At 42.5% G+C, this 17575-nt stretch carries 20 protein-coding genes and 1 pseudogene; 14 read left to right on the top strand and 7 right to left on the bottom strand.

Features of this window, described 5'->3' with window-relative positions; genetic code table 11:
- Nucleotides 1–155: 155 nt before the first annotated feature.
- The 3 genes from CIK98_RS16410 to CIK98_RS16400 form a co-directional block, all read right to left on the bottom strand.
- Nucleotides 156–1004 (bottom strand): OmpA family protein, encoded by an 849-nt coding sequence (locus CIK98_RS16410; RefSeq protein WP_094386156.1) that lies wholly within the window; start codon nucleotides 1002–1004, stop codon nucleotides 156–158.
- A gap of 128 nt (nucleotides 1005–1132) precedes the next feature.
- The gene (locus tag CIK98_RS16405) at nucleotides 1133–1363 is read right to left on the bottom strand and encodes a hypothetical protein (protein WP_172410002.1); all 231 of its coding nucleotides are present in this window, start codon (nucleotides 1361–1363) and stop codon (nucleotides 1133–1135) included.
- 197 nt (nucleotides 1364–1560) lie between these two features.
- Nucleotides 1561–2184: a flavodoxin family protein gene (locus CIK98_RS16400; RefSeq protein ID WP_094386152.1), complete on the bottom strand. Its 624-nt coding sequence runs from the start codon at nucleotides 2182–2184 to the stop codon at nucleotides 1561–1563.
- Between the two features lie 353 nt (nucleotides 2185–2537).
- On the opposite strand from CIK98_RS16400, the gene CIK98_RS16395 reads away from it, so the two are divergent.
- The 10 genes from CIK98_RS16395 to CIK98_RS16350 all read left to right on the top strand — a co-directional run bounded on the left by CIK98_RS16395 (nucleotide 2538) and on the right by CIK98_RS16350 (nucleotide 12520).
- Entirely contained in the window at nucleotides 2538–3872 is a 1335-nt protein-coding gene (locus CIK98_RS16395; protein ID WP_094386150.1) for a circularly permuted type 2 ATP-grasp protein, read from the top strand.
- Between the two features lie 24 nt (nucleotides 3873–3896).
- On the top strand, nucleotides 3897–4595 hold the full coding sequence (locus CIK98_RS16390) for an alpha-E domain-containing protein (RefSeq protein WP_094386148.1): 699 nt from the start codon (nucleotides 3897–3899) through the stop codon (nucleotides 4593–4595).
- The gene (locus CIK98_RS16385; protein WP_094386146.1) at nucleotides 4592–5365 is read left to right on the top strand and encodes a transglutaminase family protein; all 774 of its coding nucleotides are present in this window, start codon (nucleotides 4592–4594) and stop codon (nucleotides 5363–5365) included. Before CIK98_RS16390 ends, CIK98_RS16385 begins: the two co-directional genes overlap by 4 nt.
- Nucleotides 5362–6300: a M14 family metallopeptidase gene (locus tag CIK98_RS16380; RefSeq protein ID WP_094386144.1), complete on the top strand. Its 939-nt coding sequence runs from the start codon at nucleotides 5362–5364 to the stop codon at nucleotides 6298–6300. The genes CIK98_RS16385 and CIK98_RS16380 overlap by 4 nt, the downstream gene beginning before the upstream one ends.
- 23 nt (nucleotides 6301–6323) lie before the next feature.
- On the top strand, nucleotides 6324–7256 hold the full coding sequence (locus CIK98_RS16375; protein WP_094386239.1) for a M14 family metallopeptidase: 933 nt from the start codon (nucleotides 6324–6326) through the stop codon (nucleotides 7254–7256).
- A gap of 83 nt (nucleotides 7257–7339) precedes the next feature.
- Nucleotides 7340–8128 carry a glycosyltransferase family 2 protein gene (locus CIK98_RS16370; RefSeq protein WP_094386142.1) on the top strand — a complete coding sequence of 263 codons (789 nt, stop codon included), beginning with the start codon at nucleotides 7340–7342 and terminating at the stop codon, nucleotides 8126–8128.
- Nucleotides 8103–8897, top strand: a complete 795-nt coding sequence (locus CIK98_RS16365; protein ID WP_094386140.1) for an alpha-1,2-fucosyltransferase — start codon at nucleotides 8103–8105, stop codon at nucleotides 8895–8897. Before CIK98_RS16370 ends, CIK98_RS16365 begins: the two co-directional genes overlap by 26 nt.
- Before the next feature lie 139 nt (nucleotides 8898–9036).
- The gene (locus tag CIK98_RS16360) at nucleotides 9037–9612 is read left to right on the top strand and encodes a Panacea domain-containing protein (protein ID WP_094386138.1); all 576 of its coding nucleotides are present in this window, start codon (nucleotides 9037–9039) and stop codon (nucleotides 9610–9612) included.
- A gap of 523 nt (nucleotides 9613–10135) precedes the next feature.
- Entirely contained in the window at nucleotides 10136–11575 is a 1440-nt protein-coding gene (locus tag CIK98_RS16355; protein ID WP_094386136.1) for a transposase, read from the top strand.
- Nucleotides 11576–12046: 471 nt separating this feature from the next.
- Entirely contained in the window at nucleotides 12047–12520 is a 474-nt protein-coding gene (locus CIK98_RS16350) for a hypothetical protein (RefSeq protein ID WP_094386135.1), read from the top strand.
- A gap of 78 nt (nucleotides 12521–12598) precedes the next feature.
- Here the strand turns inward: CIK98_RS16350 and CIK98_RS16345 are convergent, their stop codons facing one another.
- The 3 genes and pseudogenes from CIK98_RS16345 to CIK98_RS18800 form a co-directional block, all read right to left on the bottom strand.
- A complete protein-coding gene (locus tag CIK98_RS16345; protein WP_094386133.1) occupies nucleotides 12599–12844 on the bottom strand; it encodes a hypothetical protein in 246 nt (81 codons plus the stop codon).
- A 63-nt stretch (nucleotides 12845–12907) separates the two neighbouring features.
- Nucleotides 12908–13090, bottom strand: a complete 183-nt coding sequence (locus CIK98_RS16340; RefSeq protein WP_094386131.1) for a hypothetical protein — start codon at nucleotides 13088–13090, stop codon at nucleotides 12908–12910.
- A 132-nt stretch (nucleotides 13091–13222) separates the two neighbouring features.
- Nucleotides 13223–13372 (bottom strand): annotated as a pseudogene (locus tag CIK98_RS18800) (IS1380 family transposase); the annotation flags it as partial.
- Nucleotides 13373–13524: 152 nt separating this feature from the next.
- Between CIK98_RS18800 and CIK98_RS16335 the strand changes: the two are divergent.
- On the top strand, nucleotides 13525–14130 hold the full coding sequence (locus CIK98_RS16335; RefSeq protein ID WP_141210579.1) for a hypothetical protein: 606 nt from the start codon (nucleotides 13525–13527) through the stop codon (nucleotides 14128–14130).
- Between the two features lie 80 nt (nucleotides 14131–14210).
- Here CIK98_RS16335 and CIK98_RS16330 read toward each other — a convergent pair whose 3' ends face one another.
- Nucleotides 14211–14702, bottom strand: a complete 492-nt coding sequence (locus CIK98_RS16330; protein ID WP_094386127.1) for a hypothetical protein — start codon at nucleotides 14700–14702, stop codon at nucleotides 14211–14213.
- Nucleotides 14703–15525: 823 nt separating this feature from the next.
- Between CIK98_RS16330 and CIK98_RS16325 the strand changes: the two genes are divergently transcribed.
- Genes CIK98_RS16325 through CIK98_RS16315 form a run of 3 tightly spaced genes read left to right on the top strand, consistent with a single transcriptional unit; the run spans nucleotide 15526 to nucleotide 17469 of the window.
- Nucleotides 15526–16224: a hypothetical protein gene (locus CIK98_RS16325; protein ID WP_141210578.1), complete on the top strand. Its 699-nt coding sequence runs from the start codon at nucleotides 15526–15528 to the stop codon at nucleotides 16222–16224.
- 1 nt (nucleotide 16225) lies between these two features.
- A complete protein-coding gene (locus CIK98_RS16320) occupies nucleotides 16226–16705 on the top strand; it encodes a hypothetical protein (protein ID WP_094386123.1) in 480 nt (159 codons plus the stop codon).
- Nucleotides 16696–17469, top strand: coding sequence for a hypothetical protein (locus CIK98_RS16315; protein WP_094386121.1), 774 nt, complete (start codon nucleotides 16696–16698; stop codon nucleotides 17467–17469). The genes CIK98_RS16320 and CIK98_RS16315 overlap by 10 nt, the downstream gene beginning before the upstream one ends.
- Nucleotides 17470–17575 lie beyond the last annotated feature (106 nt).

Below are 17575 nucleotides of genomic sequence, written 5' to 3'. Positions count from 1 at the left end.
TTTGATAACTTTACAATGCTCATGCCGAGCATAAAAAAGGCCCGGTACCATCCTCACGGATGATACCGGGCTTAAATTAGTTTATATTTTTATTATGAGAAAATGTAAAAAGTGTATGTAAAAACAACATGATACTTTATTATACCAAGGCTGGATTACTCAGCATCGGGAGCCTTGTCTATAAGGTCCATAAACTGGTCGAGTTTAGGTGTGATGATAATCTGAGTGCGGCGGTTTCGCTGCTTACCCACCTCAGTATTATTGCTCGTAAGCGGATTATACTCGCCACGGCCTCCTGCTGTTAAACGTTTCGGGTCTACTCCATACTCGTTCTGCAATGCCTGTACCACGCTTGAAGCACGAAGGCAGGAGAGATCCCAATTGTTTCTAATGTTCTTCATCGATGCGGCTGCAGAGTTCACCGGCACATCATCGGTGTTACCCTCTATCAGCACATCATAGTCCTTGTAGTCCTTAATAATCTTTGCGATCTTGCTGAGAGTTTCAGCCGCACGGTCGTTAATCTCGTATGAACCACTCTTATAGAGCATGTTGTCGGCTAGAGAAATGTATACTACGCCCTTGAGCACCTGCACATCCACCTCTTTCATTTCCTCCTTACTCAGCGAGCGTGTGAGATTGTTGGTGAGCACCATATTGAGCGAGTCGCTCTTGCTCTTTACTTCCACGAGATGACGGATATACTGGTTCGACTCGTTTATCTGGTCTACGAGCTTCTCGATGCTCACATTGTTCTGACTGGCGTTGCTAAGGCTCTTGTCGAGAGAGCTCTGCAGTGCGGCATAATCTTTCTTCTGCTGTGCCAACTGGTCTTCAAGCGATGAGATTCGTGCCTTGTTGGCTGCCAGTTGCTCTTTTGCGTCCTGGTAGTTACGGGTAAGCTCGCGGTTCTCGTTCTGGCAGTTTTCCAGATCTTTCTTGCTTGCGCAGCTGCTCATAAAAAGAACAGCTGACAGTGAAATAATAAATACACTCTTGTTCATATTAATATCTGTTTTTCTATATGTTAACGATTATATGACGTATTAAACTCGTATAAGTAAAGGCAGCTTAACCGAAATTAACGTTTAAGCCGCCTTTTTATTGTTGTTTTACACTTTTATAAGTGTTTTCAGAACTGTAGTATCTGTAGCACCTTGGCAATAGTCTTTGAATGGTTTATTGTCCAAGAGCCATAAAGTTGTTTGACGTTCTGTGGAAGAACATTGGTGTCGCGCAGCTTTCTCAACAGTTCCCTAAGCGGTCGTCCTGGGTGTGCTTGATCGTCGTTCATTACTCCGGCAACGGCCAACGCCATGTTGGCTTCTATATCGCCAATTGAAGTTTTGCCTTTCTTTGACATATAGTCATCAAGGCATTTTTGGATAGTTTGCAAGTTACAATTCATAGTACCTTTATTTATTAGTGACATTTAGTGTTAAGCAGTGCAAATATAACCATTTATCTTATTATTTGCAACAAAAACGCCAAATATTTTTTATATTTTAACGACACTTTAATGTTTATACGACAAATTGTAACCTCTACATTCCAAAGATGCTATCTGATGAAGTTAGTCTTCACTGGAGTCTCATGTTCTGGCAATTGTACACCGGCATTGCGTCCTGCCTCAATACACTTCAGCATCCACGCCATGTTGCGGGCCAGTTGTCTCATGGTCTGCATACCTTCCAAGTCTTGCTTTACCTCTTCAGGAGTATTTCCATGCACCTCGTTCCAATATTTCGACGAAACCACTGGCATGCATGCAATGGTGAAATAGCGGTTCATGTCTTCGAAAGCCCCCTGTGCGCCACCTCTTCTACAACTTACGATGGCAGCAGCCGGCTTATTGAAAAACATTGAGGCTTTTGAACAGAACGCACGATCCATGAACGGCTTTATGAATCCCGATGTACCAGCAAAGTGCACTGGAGTTCCAAACACAAAGGCGTCGGTGTCGGCCACCTTTTCAAGGAAGTTGTTCACCGTGTCGTTATCGTTCCAACAACGTTTGTCCTTACTACAATGTCCACAGCCCACACATCCCATTATAGCTTTGTTGCCACACCAGAAATGCTCTGTCTCAATACCCTGTCGCTGTAATTCCTGCGCCACTTCTTCGAGGGCAGTATAAGTGCAGCCATTGGGATGCTGGCTGCCGTTTACCAATAGTACTTTCATATTTCTTTTCTTTCCTTATTAGTTTTTGTGGTGCAAAGTTACAGCAAATAGTTTCATCATCCAAACCTTTATAGTTATTTTTTCATAAACTGCACTTTCTATAGCAGACAAAAGAAGATAAACAGGATAAGTATCTATTTGTTACAAGAGGCAGGCTAAGAATGAACAGACTGTAAGAATATCAAATCAAAGTTAGACATTATGTTACTAATTTAAAATATCAAGATACATTTTGCCAGAAATACTTGCTTACTATTAACATTTTGCTTACCTTTGCAGCGAAAAAAGAAATATATAGTGTCAAAGCAGGGTAATATTAATCATTTAGAGCAAACACAAAGGAGAAAGGAAAAATGGCAGTAAAAATTAAGGAATTAACCGACAGCAGGGACACCGTAAACAAGATGCTCGAAAGGTTTGGAGTACGTTTCGGTGTTTACAAAAAAGGAGTGTTCAACGAACAACTGTTCCCGTTCGACTCCGTCCCGCGCATCATCAGCAAGAAAGATTGGGACTACCTTGAGCGAGGACTTAAACAACGTGTAGAGGCTCTTAACATGTTTCTTTGGGACATCTATCACGACAAACGCATAGTGAAAGACGGAGTGGTGCCAGAGGAATTCGTATATTCTTCCAAAGGATATATGCCAGTGTGCGAGGGCATCAGCCCTAAAGGACGCGTTTATTCGCACATCTCGGGCATCGACCTTGTGGAAGGAAAGGACGGACAATGGTATGTACTGGAGGACAATCTGCGTATTCCTTCTGGAGCAAGCTATCCTATGATGGCGAGAAGGATAACACGCAAGGTGTCGCCGAATACCTTTGCGACAAACGATGTTGCCGACAATCGCGACTATGCCGACTTGTTGCGCGAGATGATGGACGACATGAACGACCACCGCGGCATTGCTGTCATACTGACGCCAGGCCGCTACAACTCCGCATTCTTCGAACATTCTTACTTCGCAGAGAAGACTGGAGCAACATTAGCCTACCCAGGCGACCTCTTCGTGGAAGACGACAAGGTGTACTATGGTGGTATGTATAAGGAAAAGATACGTGTAGGTTGCATATACCGCCGAATCAGCGACGAATACATGGACCCGATGACGTTCGAACCCTCATCACTACTTGGAGTACCGAATATCATGCAGGCTTACCGCGCAGGCAACGTGGCACTCATCAACGCTATTGGCAACGGAGTAGCCGACGACAAAGGCATCTACTATTTTGTGCCCAAAATGGTGAAATACTACCTCGGTGAAGATTCCATTCTGCAAAACGCGCCCACTTACCTGCCTTATTTCAAGCAGGATTACGACTATGTAATGGAAAACCTGGACAAGCTCGTGATAAAAGACGTAAGCGAGGCTGGAGGCTACGGAGTGGTGTTCGGATCGGAACTCCCGAAGGAGAAACTTGAGGAGTTACGACAGCTGATAGTGAAATTCCCAAGAAGATGGATTGCACAGGAAGTTGTGGACTTCAAAGACCTGGAAATACTCGAGGGTGAAGAACTCGTTTGGAGAAAGGCTGACCTGAGAGCTTTCGTGGTTACGGGAAAGGAGACGAAAGTATGGAAAAGCGGACTCACACGTTTCTCACGTAACCCCGACTCTTTCGTGGTCAACTCTTCCCAAGGAGGAGGATTCAAGGATACATGGGTTATGAAAGTTGAAAATTGAAAGTTGAAAGTTGAAGATTGAATTATGGTTAAAAGTGATATAATATCAGCCACAAAAGCCAATAGGCTCTACTGGCTCGGAAGATACGAATGCAGAGTTTATCTTACACTGCACCAACTGAACAAGTGTTTCGATGAAATGATTGACGGCGAACCAGACGACTACACCGAATTCTGGTCAAAACTCGACGCCACAGGTATTTACAAAACAAACGAGGAGTTTACTTTCGGTATGCTCTACGATGATACAAACCCATGCTCGGTGCTCTCAGCACAGAAATTCGCCATGGACAATGCCATACTGCTTCGCGAAGACATCATGTCGGAAACTCTGAGTTATCTCGAAATGAGCGTCGCCCTGCTTAAGAAATGCAAGCAGGAAGCTACAGTGAACATCAGCCACCTGCAACCTGTAATAGATTGGGCCCTCGCATTCTGGGGCTCGGCAGAACAGCGACTGCAAAACCACAAGGCACTCGACATCATGATGATAGGCCGAAACATCGAGAATCTCGACATGCAGATAAGGTTCAACTATCCGTTCAGACGAGTGGCATTGGCCTACGACTCACTAAAGAGATACTGCAAGAACATGAGTGGAGCTCTCGACGAAAATATCAGCTCACAACTCGATAGCCTCATCACGTTGGAAAAGTATGATCTTGGAAACGACGAATACAAGACAAAACTCATCAAATACGTCAATCAATTAGTGAGAGTATGAAACGATACTTGTATAACTACCAAACCATCGTCACGTTCAGTCAGCCGGTTATAAACCACTACCTGTTGCTCCGTTGCCAACCGATGACAGGCAGTTATATGCGCATTGACGAGGAACACCTTATAGTTTCACCAGGATACAACATCTCACGTGACGTAGACTCTTTCGGCAACCGCCTTATATATGGCGGACAACGTGATGAACACACGGCGCTGGCCTACGTAAGCACAGGCATAGTGGAAATGTCGCAGTACGTGACACGAACTCCACGCGGCATCTCGCCCATATACCTCATTCCCACCCCACTCACCTCGCTCGACAACGAGCAGGCGGCCGAATGGGAAAACAAGCACAATAGTGGCAATGTGGTAGAAGAGGCCATGAACATCTGTAAAGAAGTGTATGCTCTAATGAATTATATGCCTCTGACGACGACGGTAGACACTCCAGCAATGGAGGTCTACCGCCTAAAAAAAGGTGTATGCCAAGACTATGCACACCTGATGATTGCCATCTGCCGGATTAACGGCATCGCGGCAAGATATGTATGCGGATTCATGGAAGGCACAGGCGAGACCCATGCATGGGTAGAGATACACGACGGATACAGCTGGATAGGATTCGATCCTACCAACAACTGCCGGATAAGCTACGGATACGTAAAGATAGCTCACGGACGCGATGCGTTCGACTGTCCTGTCAACCGAGGTGTATACATAGGCAACGCACTTCAGCAAACTCAAATAAATGTAACACTAAAAGAAATATGATTCGTAATGTAATATCTACCGAGCTACCAATAAACGAGACGCTTTCGATAAGGAAAAACATTATTAAAGGATCGAAGGGAAATAAGCGTATTTGTATCGTCACAGGAACACACGGCGACGAACTCGAAGGACAAATGGTATGCTACGAGATGGCAAGAAGGCTGAATGAAGCCATTTCCTCACTTAACGGGCAAGTGGAAATATACCCGGCACTGAACCCTCTCGGCATAGATACCATACAACGGGGAATACCAAACTTCGACCTCGACATGAACCGCATCTTTCCCGGAAGCAAGGAGGGATCGGTGGCTGAACAAATGGCATACGCCATCATAGAAGACCTAAAGGGAGCCGACCTCGTAATTGACATTCACTCAAGCAATCTCTACCTGCGTGAAACACCACAAGCCAGAATAAATGTGCTCGACGAAGACCGGCTAGTGCCAATAGCGCAAAAGCTCAACATCGACTTCATCTGGGTACACGACGCTGCCACAGTGCTCGAATCCACCCTCGCCCACTCGCTAAACTCAACAGGCACCGACTGTGTGGTAGTGGAATTGGGTGTAGGACAACGTATCAACCACAAAATGTGCTATAGACTCGTCGACGGAATCTTCAACCTCATGGCCGACATGGGTGTCTGGTCGGGATATGTAAACAAAACACAGATAAGCCAGCCACTGCTATGTAAGGGCGACAACGTGGAATTTCTCAATGCAGCTACCTCAGGGGTGTTCATTACTGAGCTAAAATGCGGTATCGTCGTGGCTGAAGGAGAAGAAATAGGACAGATAGTGGAACCGCTCACAGGAAAAATACTTAGTCGAGTAATTTCTCCCATAGAGGGTTACCTTTTTACCATACGCGCCTACCCCATCGTTTACGAAGGCTCGCTTATGGCAAGAGTGTTTAGAATGAAGAGTGAGGAATGAGGAATGAGGAAACTTTAAACATTATGAAAAGAGAAATAATATTCAAAATGGAATCGCCTTATCGTGGCACATTCAACATTGAAGGATTCCGATTTGGCGAAGGCGAAAAGACAGTGGCAATAGTCGGTGCCATGAGAGGCGACGAAATACAGCAACAATACATCTGCGCCCGTTTGGTAGCAAAACTGACAGAACTGGAACAAAGGGACTGTATCGAAGAAGGTAAGAGCATTCTCGTCATTCCTTCCTGCAACCCGTTCTCCATGAACGTCTCAAAACGATTTTGGGCAATGGACGGAACCGATATTAACCGCATGTTTCCTGGCTACGACAAGGGAGAAACCACACAACGCATAGCGGCAGCCTTGTTTGAACATATTAAAGACTTCAAATACGGACTCCAGCTTGCCAGTTTCTACATGTCGGGCGACTTCGTGCCACATGTCCGCATGCTCACCACTGGATATGAGGATGTAAAGACAGCTTGCCTCTTCGGTCTTCCGTTTGTCACGAAACGCAAGCCATTGCCCTTCGACACTACACTGTTAAACTACAATTGGCAGATATGGGGTGCAAAAGCATTCTCCATATACGCTGGACAAACCAACCATGTTGAGCATGAGACCAGTAATCAGACCATCGACGCCATCTTGAGATTCATGAAAAAGATAAGCATAGTAAAATATCGGCCGCAAAAGGCAGGCTATGAGTCTATCGTGTTTGACGAGGCTGAACTGGTGAACGTGAAGGCACAACGCGCAGGTATATTCTACCGCATGGCCAACGTGGGCGACAGGGTAAACGAAGGTGAGACACTGGCACAAATACTTGACCCATACGATAGCAGCGTGATTCAGCAAGTAAAATCGCCTGTCGACGGAACGGTATTCTTCATGCACAACCGCCCTCTGACCCTGGAATATTCAATATTATTCCGCATTCAAAAAAACGACTGACCGACTGAAGAAAACAACAAATATCCCCATATATTTGCGTATTTCAATTATTTTTCATACATTTGCAGCCAAAAGTGTCTCAAATGAAGAAAAATGACGGGCAACAGATATCGGTTGTCATAAATACATACAATGCCGAAAGGCTACTGAAAAGGGTGTTGGAGTCGGTGAAGGACTTTGACGAGATTGTGGTGTGCGACATGGAAAGTACCGACGCCACGGTGGAAATAGCAAAACAACATGGAGCAAGGGTGGTGACATTTCCAAAGGCCGACCACAAAAGTGCTGAACCTGCCCGCACCTTTGCCATACAGTCAGCCCAGTCGCCTTGGGTTCTCGTTGTCGACGCAGACGAGTTGGTTACACCCGAGCTTCGAGACTATCTCTATTCACGCATCTCGCAGCCAGACTGTCCTGCAGGCCTTTACATACCGCGAAAGGACTACTTCATGCAACGTCTGTTTGACTATCCCGACTACCAGCTCCGCTTTTTCATAAAGGAAGGCACCACTTGGCCTCCTTATGTCCACACCTTTCCTCAAGTCAACGGGCCACTCGGCTACCTGCCAAAGGAGCGTAAGGAACTTGCCTTCATCCATTTGGCAGACGACACGATAAGCATGCGTCTAAAAAAGACCGACCTCTACACCGACAACGAGGTGAAGAAACGCTTTGGAAAACACTACGGCGCAACAGCCCTCCTGGTTTCGCCTCTTTGGCGTTTCATACGCAGCTATTTCTTCAAAGGGGGCATTAGAAAGGGTAAGGCTGGTTTTATTAACTCCGTGCTCTACGCTTTCTACAAGTTTATAACAGTGGCAAAAATTATTGAATACAACCAACGGAATGATATTCGTCAGAGACAAGGGTAGAATGTGTAACAACATTCTTCAGTTCGGACACGTTTATGCATGGGCAAGGGAGCACAACCGCTCCTGCATGTCAATGCGTTTTGCATATAAATACCAGTATTTTCACATCTGCCACACACGATGGCACAACTTCCTCACCTATGCTATGGCAAAATACGCAGCAAAGATGGGGATGTTGCCTGTGGCTGGATTCCATAATGTGGGCGACAATCCAGAAGCGCAACAACTGCTCGAAAACCATCATAATATTGTAGTGGAAGGATGGGAAGTAAGATACTACGATCTCTTCCTGAAATACAAGCAAGAGATAATTAATCTTTTTGCCTTCAACCCTAATATAACAAATAAGGTGAAAAGCATGATGGGAAAGACTGACACAACGAGACTGGGGCTTCACATCAGGCGCGGCGACTACAAAACATGGCATGGCGGACGCTACTGGTATAGCGACACCCAATATGCCGAAGTAGTAAGACGCTTTGCCAACAGCCATAGCGGAAAACCTGTAGAAGTATATGTTTGCGGCAACGACCCCAATCTTGACTCCATACGCTCAGTGGTTGATCCGAACATAAGAGTGATAATTCCTCATGGCAATCCTGCCGAAGACCTCTGCATGCTCTCAGAATGCGATTACATAATAGGAGCTCCCAGCACCTTCTCGCTCGTGGCCTCCATGTATCACAACCGCCCTTTGGCATGGATTATGTCAGCCGATGAAGAACTCAAATTCGACACTTTCGACAACCTCTTCAAGAGAATCATTTGAAAATGCATTTTGGCTGTAAATGTGTTAAATACGATGTAAAATCATTGATTTGTTCGTGGAAATTGCCGTATTTTGAAGAAAAAGTAGTAAATTTGCAAACTAACAGTTTGCGAACAAGCAAGATAACAGTTTCATAGATATGGATACAAAGAAGATTATACAGGCACTTGCTTTCTTTGCATATAATCAGCCAGATCACAAGTTGGACAACATGAAGGCATACAAACTCCTTTGGTTGGCTGACCGTTATCAGTTGCGCCATAGCGGAAGATTCCTCTCTGGTGACAAATACTTTGCTATGCCGTTTGGTCCTGTACCTTCCGATGCCAAGAACATCTTGGAGGGAAAGCCAACTGTTATCACAACCAACAAAGAGTATGCAGACGAATTTCTGAAGTCAGAGGGCAAGCGATATACTGCAATGAAGAATCCTGACCTACGTGTATTCTCCATTTCTGATCGAGAAGTATTAAATCAGGTGCTTGCTCTTTATGGTGATATGACTGCACAGGAGTTGTCTGCTATGTCTCACCAATTTCCAGAGTGGCTTGCTTACAAGGACTTGATTCAGGATGAGAAGTGCAACAACTCTTATCCAATTAATGTTGATTATTTCTTTGACGATACTGAAGCTGATGATAAGGGATTCTTCACTGACGAGCCTGAAGCATTAGGTTTGGCACGTGATCTCTATTATCAAAACAATCGCATCTAAGGTATATGGAAGTAACTACTTATTCCTGAACACTTGTTCTTCGTCACTTGATACTGCCATCCGTCTTGCAAGGATTCGTCGTTGGGATAACAGAACCTACCCTGTAATTTCTAAGAGTGCGGTAAATAAGCTTATGCGCGACTCGTATGTCAACTGCAATGAGTTTGTAGAACTGACATAAGATGAGTTTGGCAATCTAACACGACAAGGTCTAATTCATAGAGAAGTCGGTGGAGGTACAATCCCAGAATCAGACATGATTCGCATTCGTGAAGGTATTGACCTGAGCGTAAATATCTCTGATGAAGATAAGGATCGCATACTAAGATAACATACGACTACATAAACATAGAGCTCAACCTTCGGGTTGGGCTTTTTTATTACCTAACTGAACTTTCGCAAGTGAAAATTCACAAGCGGGATTTAACGTAATTTTGGAATAAAAAGGCTCTGAAGTTTTTGTATCTCACAGAAAATGAGTATCTTTATAATCGCTAAAGAATAAAGATAAAACTTCAAAGCCGTGCGCAAAGATACAAAAATAATTTCAGATCTGCGAAGCTTTTTCGCAAAAAATGACGATAATCGTGCAATTAAGTGCATTATGGGTATAATGGAACATATAAACATACGCTCCAGCCATATAGGAGTAGAGAAGAAAGAGAACTGCAAGTTCACAACTTTGCAGGTTCTTAGTCTCCTCATGCTCTTCCCGTTCTTCGTGGTCAAGAATGCGAGTAGATATTCAAACTCGTCATTGAGTAAACTGTTCGATTGTGAAAAGGACATGTTCTATCGTTTTATGAATGATGGTAATGTCAAGTGGCGCAATTTGCTGTATGCTATGAATCTTCAGATGATAAAGAAGATTTCAAGCAGCACGACAGTTCATCACGACAAGCCTGTTTGTTTGATTATTGATGATACTGATGTACCCAAGACCGGTATGAAGACTGAACTCATAGGAAGGATTTGGTCTCATGTTCATCAAAAGAGCATCCTTGGTTATAAGTGTCTGACAATGATGTTGTCTGATGGCGTTAGCCAGCTCTTTCTTGATTTCTCTCTTCATGGCGAGGAGGGTAAGGACAAGCAGAAGGTTCAGGGGCTTACTGCCAAGCAGCGCAAGGCTCGCTATACCGAGAACCACGAGGGACAGGCTGTAAAAGAGCGTGTGGATGAATACTTGATGAAGAAGACAGACAAGGCCATAGATATGGTCAAGTATGCCATCAAGCGAGGTGTCCGCTTCGATTACCTGCTCGTGGATAGCTGGTTTACAAGCACAAAGTTCGTTCGTCTCATTACCAGCAGACATATCAAGTGTCACTTGTTGGGAATGATCAAGCTGGGCAAAACCAACTATGCTACGAAGTATGGTAATATTGATGCCAAGCAAATCATCAAGCATCAGCAAAAGGATAAAGCATGCAAACACAACAAAGTGCTCCGCTGTTGTTATTGTACGATGGACGTTAAGCTGGATGGCGTGCCAGTCCGTCTGTTCTTTTGTAAGCGTGGCCGCAAGGGAAATTGGAACGGCTTGCTGACTACAGACCTTTCTCTTAGCTTCACCGAAGCATATCGTCTTTACGCCAGACGCTGGACAACCGAAGTTGCATACAAGGACTGTAAGACCTTGCTGAACCTTGGTAAATGTCAGTCTGTGCATTTTGCCGCTCAAATAGCCAGCCTCACCTTGACAATGATGCAGTATAACATTTTGTGCTCGGTGAAGAGATTTGAAGCGTATGAAACCATCGGCGGCCTCTTTGCTGAGGTCACCAATGACACTCTCGAATTGTCCGTTACGGACAAAATATGGGCTCTCATTTTGGACTTCGTTCTGCAAGTTGCGGAGCGCTACTCTATAGATGCAACGGAGTTGCTGACAGATTTCATCGATAATAATCCTATTGCCCATATGCTACGTAAAATGTATATTTATAAACAAGCAAGTTGATATATATTCACTTGCGAAAGTTCAGTTACCTAAAATCCGCAACTAATATTGATGCTGACTAATTTTGCAGTTCGCTTCTCCATCTGACGATAGTCTTGCCACTACAGACGTGATTATGCATGGGTCATGCCGACAAAGAACCCACAATCTCGCGCTTTGATAGCCGAACGATGCGCACCGAAGTCCCAGGACTTTGTCGATTACCGGACCCACAAAACAGGAAAAATGCTCCCTTACATGAAATATTCCTCCAAAAGGAGTGATTTTCTCAAATTTTATTTGTACCTTTGCCATGTCATTGATGATTTTTGCTTGTCTTGATTTGCAGCACTAAGGTAAGTGAAAAATCTGACATGGCAAAATCCCGAACAACTTTTTGTTGCTCAGGTACTTATAAAAAAAAAAGTTAAACTAAAGTGCTGCGGAATTTAGGATGTATTATTATTGTCTGAAATTAAACAAGAAATTCTAATGAAAAAGTATTTTTTATTATTGCTGTCAGTGCTTTTTTGCTCTGCTTGTTCTTCCGATACCGATGATAATCAAGAAAATGTTATAGATGGCACTTATAAATATCATGAAGGTGGCATTGCTGTAAGTGTTTTTATCTCCAAAGGACAGTGTTGCGGAATGACCATATATAATGATAACAAAGTTTGTTTTCAAGGAGGTTCTTCTTTTATAGCAGGTGGAGATTTCAACACCATCGGAACATATCCAAATTTCTCATACTATTACGATAAGAAAGCTAATAATGATGAAGAGTGGATGCTGAAAGCCGAATTTTCTGGAAAAGAGTTTAAGGGTACTCCTCAAGGCAAGCTTTTTCAGTGGCATAATAGCAAAGAACTTGTTGTTTTCCCAAGCATGATGAACTTTAAGTTGTCTAATGAAGTACTTGATAAAAATGGAGATGGCATTCTTGATTCTTCTCAAGGCATATAACACAACAATTTGGTGATTTGCAACCATAAAGAGACCGACTGATTTTAAGCGCTTAAGCCTAAGGTCAGTCGGTTCTCTTTATCTACGGAAGTGGTGCACAACCTCACGTTCAAGCTCAGCCTGATCGAGTTGGTTGGCATCGAAGCAATAGCCAGGACTGTCACTCTTGACATTGCCTCGCCAAAGGTGCGTTGGTGCGCTCCTTTGGGTGATGGCACTGTATGAGTTCATCATGCAGAAGTAGCGGTCGTTGCCAGACGCTTGCTGAATGCGGTCGATGTACTCATGGATGTCGGGATTCGACTTGTCGAGTTCGTCAAACATGCTTGCACACTGCTGACCGTTGTCTGCTTGTATGAAAGCGTTTCGAACTTCTTTGACAAGGTCTCACTCAACCTGCCACAATGGTTTTGAATAGTTCATAGGCTGTCTATATCTGTTTTGATGGTTAATACTAATGTCTGTGAAGACCAAAGCCGATGCTGTACTGATTATCAGCAACACGCTCCATTTCTCTTTCGCATTGGTCGTATTGCTCGTCAGTAAAGTAGTATTTCTTGTTAGCTTCATGCAAAAGCATGTAACCCCTAAAATCCGCAACTAATATTGATGCTGACTAATTTTGCAGTTCGCTTCTCCATCTGACGATAGTCTTGCCACTACAGACGTGATTATGCATGGGTCATGCCGACAAAGAACCCACAACCTCGCGCTTTGATAGCCGAACGATGTGCACCGAAGTCCCAGGACTTTGTCGATTACCGGACCCACAAAACGTTTAAATTGCTCCCTCACGTGAAATATTCCTCCAAAAGGAGTGATTTTCTCAGATTTTATTTGTACCTTTGCCATGTCATTGATGATTTTTGCTTGTCTTGATTTGCAGCACTAAGGTAAGTGAAAAATCTGACATGGCAAAATCCTGGGCAACTTTTTATTGCTCAGGTGCTTATAAAAAAAATTAAACTAAAATGCTGCGGAATTTAGGTAAATCAAAAACATCTATGAAAAGAAAACATTTAGTTTCATTCTTGTTGCTTAGTGCTATTATGTCATCATGTAATAATGGTGAAATAAAGATACTTAACGAGAAAGTCGATAGCCTTACAAAGGCTAATGTTGAACTTCAAAAAGAACTTGATGGCTATAAGCATAGCCCAGCAAAGGTATTAGCAGACATCAAGCAAAACTATTCGGACAAAGAGTATTCAAAAATTGAGACCAACCTTAATCTTTTGAAGCAATACCATCCTGAATCGTCAGAGTTTGAAGCTGCTAAAAAAATTCAGGAACAAGCTCTCAAAGACCAAGAGGCTGAAAGAAAAAAAACAAAGGCAGAGGCTGCTAGAGCAGAGGCTGAAAGAAAAGCCAAAATGGCTCCTATTGAGCGTATTATGGAAAAGTATGGTTGTGACGAAGATATTGCAACCTTGATAATGAATAAACAGGTTAGACGCGGAATGACTGCCGAGCAATGCCGTGCTGCATGGGGCAGACCACAAGATATTAACAGAACATCTGGTTCTTATGGTGTCCACGAACAATGGGTTTATGGTGGTCATAACTACTTGTATTTTGAAGATGGTATCTTAACTACCATCCAGAATTAACAAATAGATGAAACGATAAGAAAAGAATTTTAAAAAACCGACTGATTTTAAGCGTAAAGCCTAAGGTCAGTCGGTTTTCTCTATCTACGGAAGTGACGCACAACCTCTCGTTCTGGCTCTGCCTGATCGAGTTGGTTGGTATCGAAGCAATAGTCAGGACTGTCACTCTTGACATTGCCTCGCCAAAGGTGCGTTGGTGCGCTCCTTCTGGTGATGGCAGTATAAGAGTCCAACATGCAGAAGTAGCGTTCGTTGCCGGTCGCTCTCTGAATGCGGTTGATGTACTCATGGATGTCGGGATTCGACTTGTCGAGTTCGTCAAACATGCTTGCATACTGCTGACCGTTGTCTGCTTGTATGAAAGCGTTTCGAACTCCTTTGACAAGATCTCGCTCAACCTGCCACAATGGTTTTGAATAGTTCATAGGCTGTCTATATCTGTTTTGATGGTTAATACTAATGTCTGTGAAGACCAAAGCCGATGCTGTACTGATTATCAGCAACACGCTCCATTTCTCTTTCGCATTGGTCGTATTGCTCGTCAGTAAAGTAGTATTTCTTGTTAGCTTCATACAAAAGCATGTAACCCCTAAAATCCGCAACTAATATTGATGCTGACTAATTTTGCAGTTCGCTTCTCCATCTGACGATAGTCTTGCCACTACAGACGTGATTATGCATGGGTCATGCCGACAAAGAACCCACAATCTCGCGCTTTGATAGCCGAACGATGTGCACCGAAGTCTCAGGATCTTGTCGATTACCGGACCCACAAAACGGGAAAAATGCTCCCTCACATGAAAAATTCCTCCAAAAGGAGTGATTTTCTCAGATTTTATGCTTACCTTTGCAATGTCATTGATGATTTTTGCTTGTCTTGAAATGCAGCACTAAGGTAAGTGAAAAATCTGACATGACAAAATCCTGAGCAATTTTTTGTTGCTCAGGTACTTGTAAAAAAGTTAAACTAAAGTGCTGCGGAATTTAGGGTAAACTTGCTTTTTTGCACTCACCTTATCCATTTTTCTTCCAAAATCCTTGCACAATCCAAATAAATGTCTTACCTTTGCAGCAACAGTTCCTGCCACGCCTCTTCCTTGAATGCGTACCACGGCAGGACTTCGTGTTTTTACAGATTATGTTTAATATCAAACATTGGCAGTATGCAATACACCAAACAGGCTATTGACTGCAAATAGTCAACAACAAGGTTAAAAATTCATAAAAGAGTGTTGGATAAGCCTGAAAACTGAGTAGAAATCTGTAAATTTGTATCACAAAATGTTTGTTTATACAATAAATGAACTGCTTGTACATAAAGCCAAAAGAGTAAACAAAAAAAACAATGATATGATAACTACTATTCTAACGTCGGTTGAACTGGGTTCAAAAATAATGGAACTGAACATTTTTTCTCAGTCCCAACAAGCTGCTTGGTGGTTGTTTCCTCCAATTTTTATAGCTATATTGGGGCTATTGTCTCTAATTATTTTTTCCGGAGAAAAGGCATCAAAAACATTTAAGAATGTGAAGTCTGTAAATATGGCTATTCTTGGACCTAATGAAGCAGGTAAAACTACACTTTGGAACTTTTTTAGAGGCAGGCCAAATTCTAAGGTTTACCAAGAAACAGATGGAAAAGTGGAATTGTCGTTTTTGGCATCGTCCATTGTATGGAATGCTGTGAAACTTGATGAATCAGATGAGAAAATCCGGTTTAAGGGTTTTGATATCAATGGTAATGGAGATTTTATAAGAACCGAATGGGAAGAAATGATCGAAAAATCAAATATGGTTATTTTTGTCTTCAACGCTTTTAAATATCTTAAAAATGTAGATTACCAAAGAGATATAAACCAACGTATGCAATTTGTCTATTCGACTATATGCAAACAAACAGACGGAAAGAAACGTGGCATTTGGTTGTTGGGTTCTTATGCTGACAAGCTTGCTGATAAGAAAAAAGCATGGAGGCGCATTATTGACAATATAAAGACAAAACCATATTGTGAGATTTCTCATAATAATGCTTGTCTTAATCTTACTAATGAGGACGAATTAAAGGTATACTATAAGAAAATGTTTAATAGTTGATATGGAAAAATCATTATCTAAGATAACATTATGGATTCAAAATATTCCTGAAACCTTTGAAACAGTTCTGTCTTTGGATGGACAACGTCTACAATCAGGAACAAGCAAATACATTAAAGAATTTGCAAATCTTACTTCTATAGATTTGGAAAGGTACACGATACTGACGCCAACTCTAAAAAGATTAACGCAAGACAAAAGCAGAATTCGAAAGATAAAGGATCGGGTTACACTTGTCTCCGGACATTTCGTAGAAACCGACAAATCTGACAGAAAAATTTGTTACCGTGCATTGATAATTAATGCAGCAAACGAAGAAGAAGAATGTTCTTTATTGACGAATGAAGCCCGACTGTATGGATGTACAATCCCAGAAACAGACAAAGAGGCTCTCAAAAAAAAAAGTTTTAACAAGAGATTGGCAATAACCTTTGCGGCAATCCTCATACTAATTCTTATTTTAAGTATAATATGGATATAAAACGACCTAAAGATGTTATCGTTCTTCAACATGACGAATTAGCATTTCACCCCGAGAGATACCGTGACTATTCCCCAGAGTACTTCGACAATATAGATGTTTGCTCTTTAGAATACGATCTGCCCTCTCTTAGAGAGAACAACATTTCATTTTATCCTTGTGATACTACACCTTCGGCAGGAGATACGTTCGTAAGAAGTCCTTATGAACACAATGTTTATGTAAGTGTCTCAGCATTGAAGGATTATGTAATTCAGCAGAAATGTACCTGCCTGTTTGATATTGCAAGAAATCTCGGCGCAAAAGAGATGAGAGGCGCATTTGCTGTTGAACAAGTCAATTCCAGGAAATGGGACGCTTCTGCAAAAGTGAAGTGTAAATTTATGGAATGTGATGCCTCCGTAAAACGAGAGGAGGAAAACAAACTCAATAGTAAATATGTTCTTGAAAGTAAAGCAAAAGGAAAATCAATAACATATGAAGACTGGCAACGTGCAAAGAAGAAAGCAGAATTATACAATTTGATTGCTGACCCAACTGTAAAGAACATGCTGAACGCTCTTAATCCATTAGAAAATGGAGGAAACCATGATCTGACTCAGCATATATCTTTTTCAATGTCTACAGAGACAAATAAGTCACTTGATATTGCATTCAATTTATATTCTGCAGTAGGAATCTTTAAGTTGAGCGCTGACTTCCATTCTGCTACTAAGTACCGCTACGAAACTGTTGTGATAATAGATTTCGAATTTCCAGAATAATACTAATGAACGAACTGTCGAAGCTGCTCAAAGCCAACAAATGTGTCATTTTTACCCGTGGGTCGGAATGAATTATCAAGAAGGACTTGCAGGGAAAAAAGTATTT

Source organism: Prevotella sp. P2-180 (assembly GCF_002251435.1).
GTDB lineage: Bacteria > Bacteroidota > Bacteroidia > Bacteroidales > Bacteroidaceae > Prevotella.
This window is presented reverse-complemented; position numbering and strand designations above follow the sequence as displayed.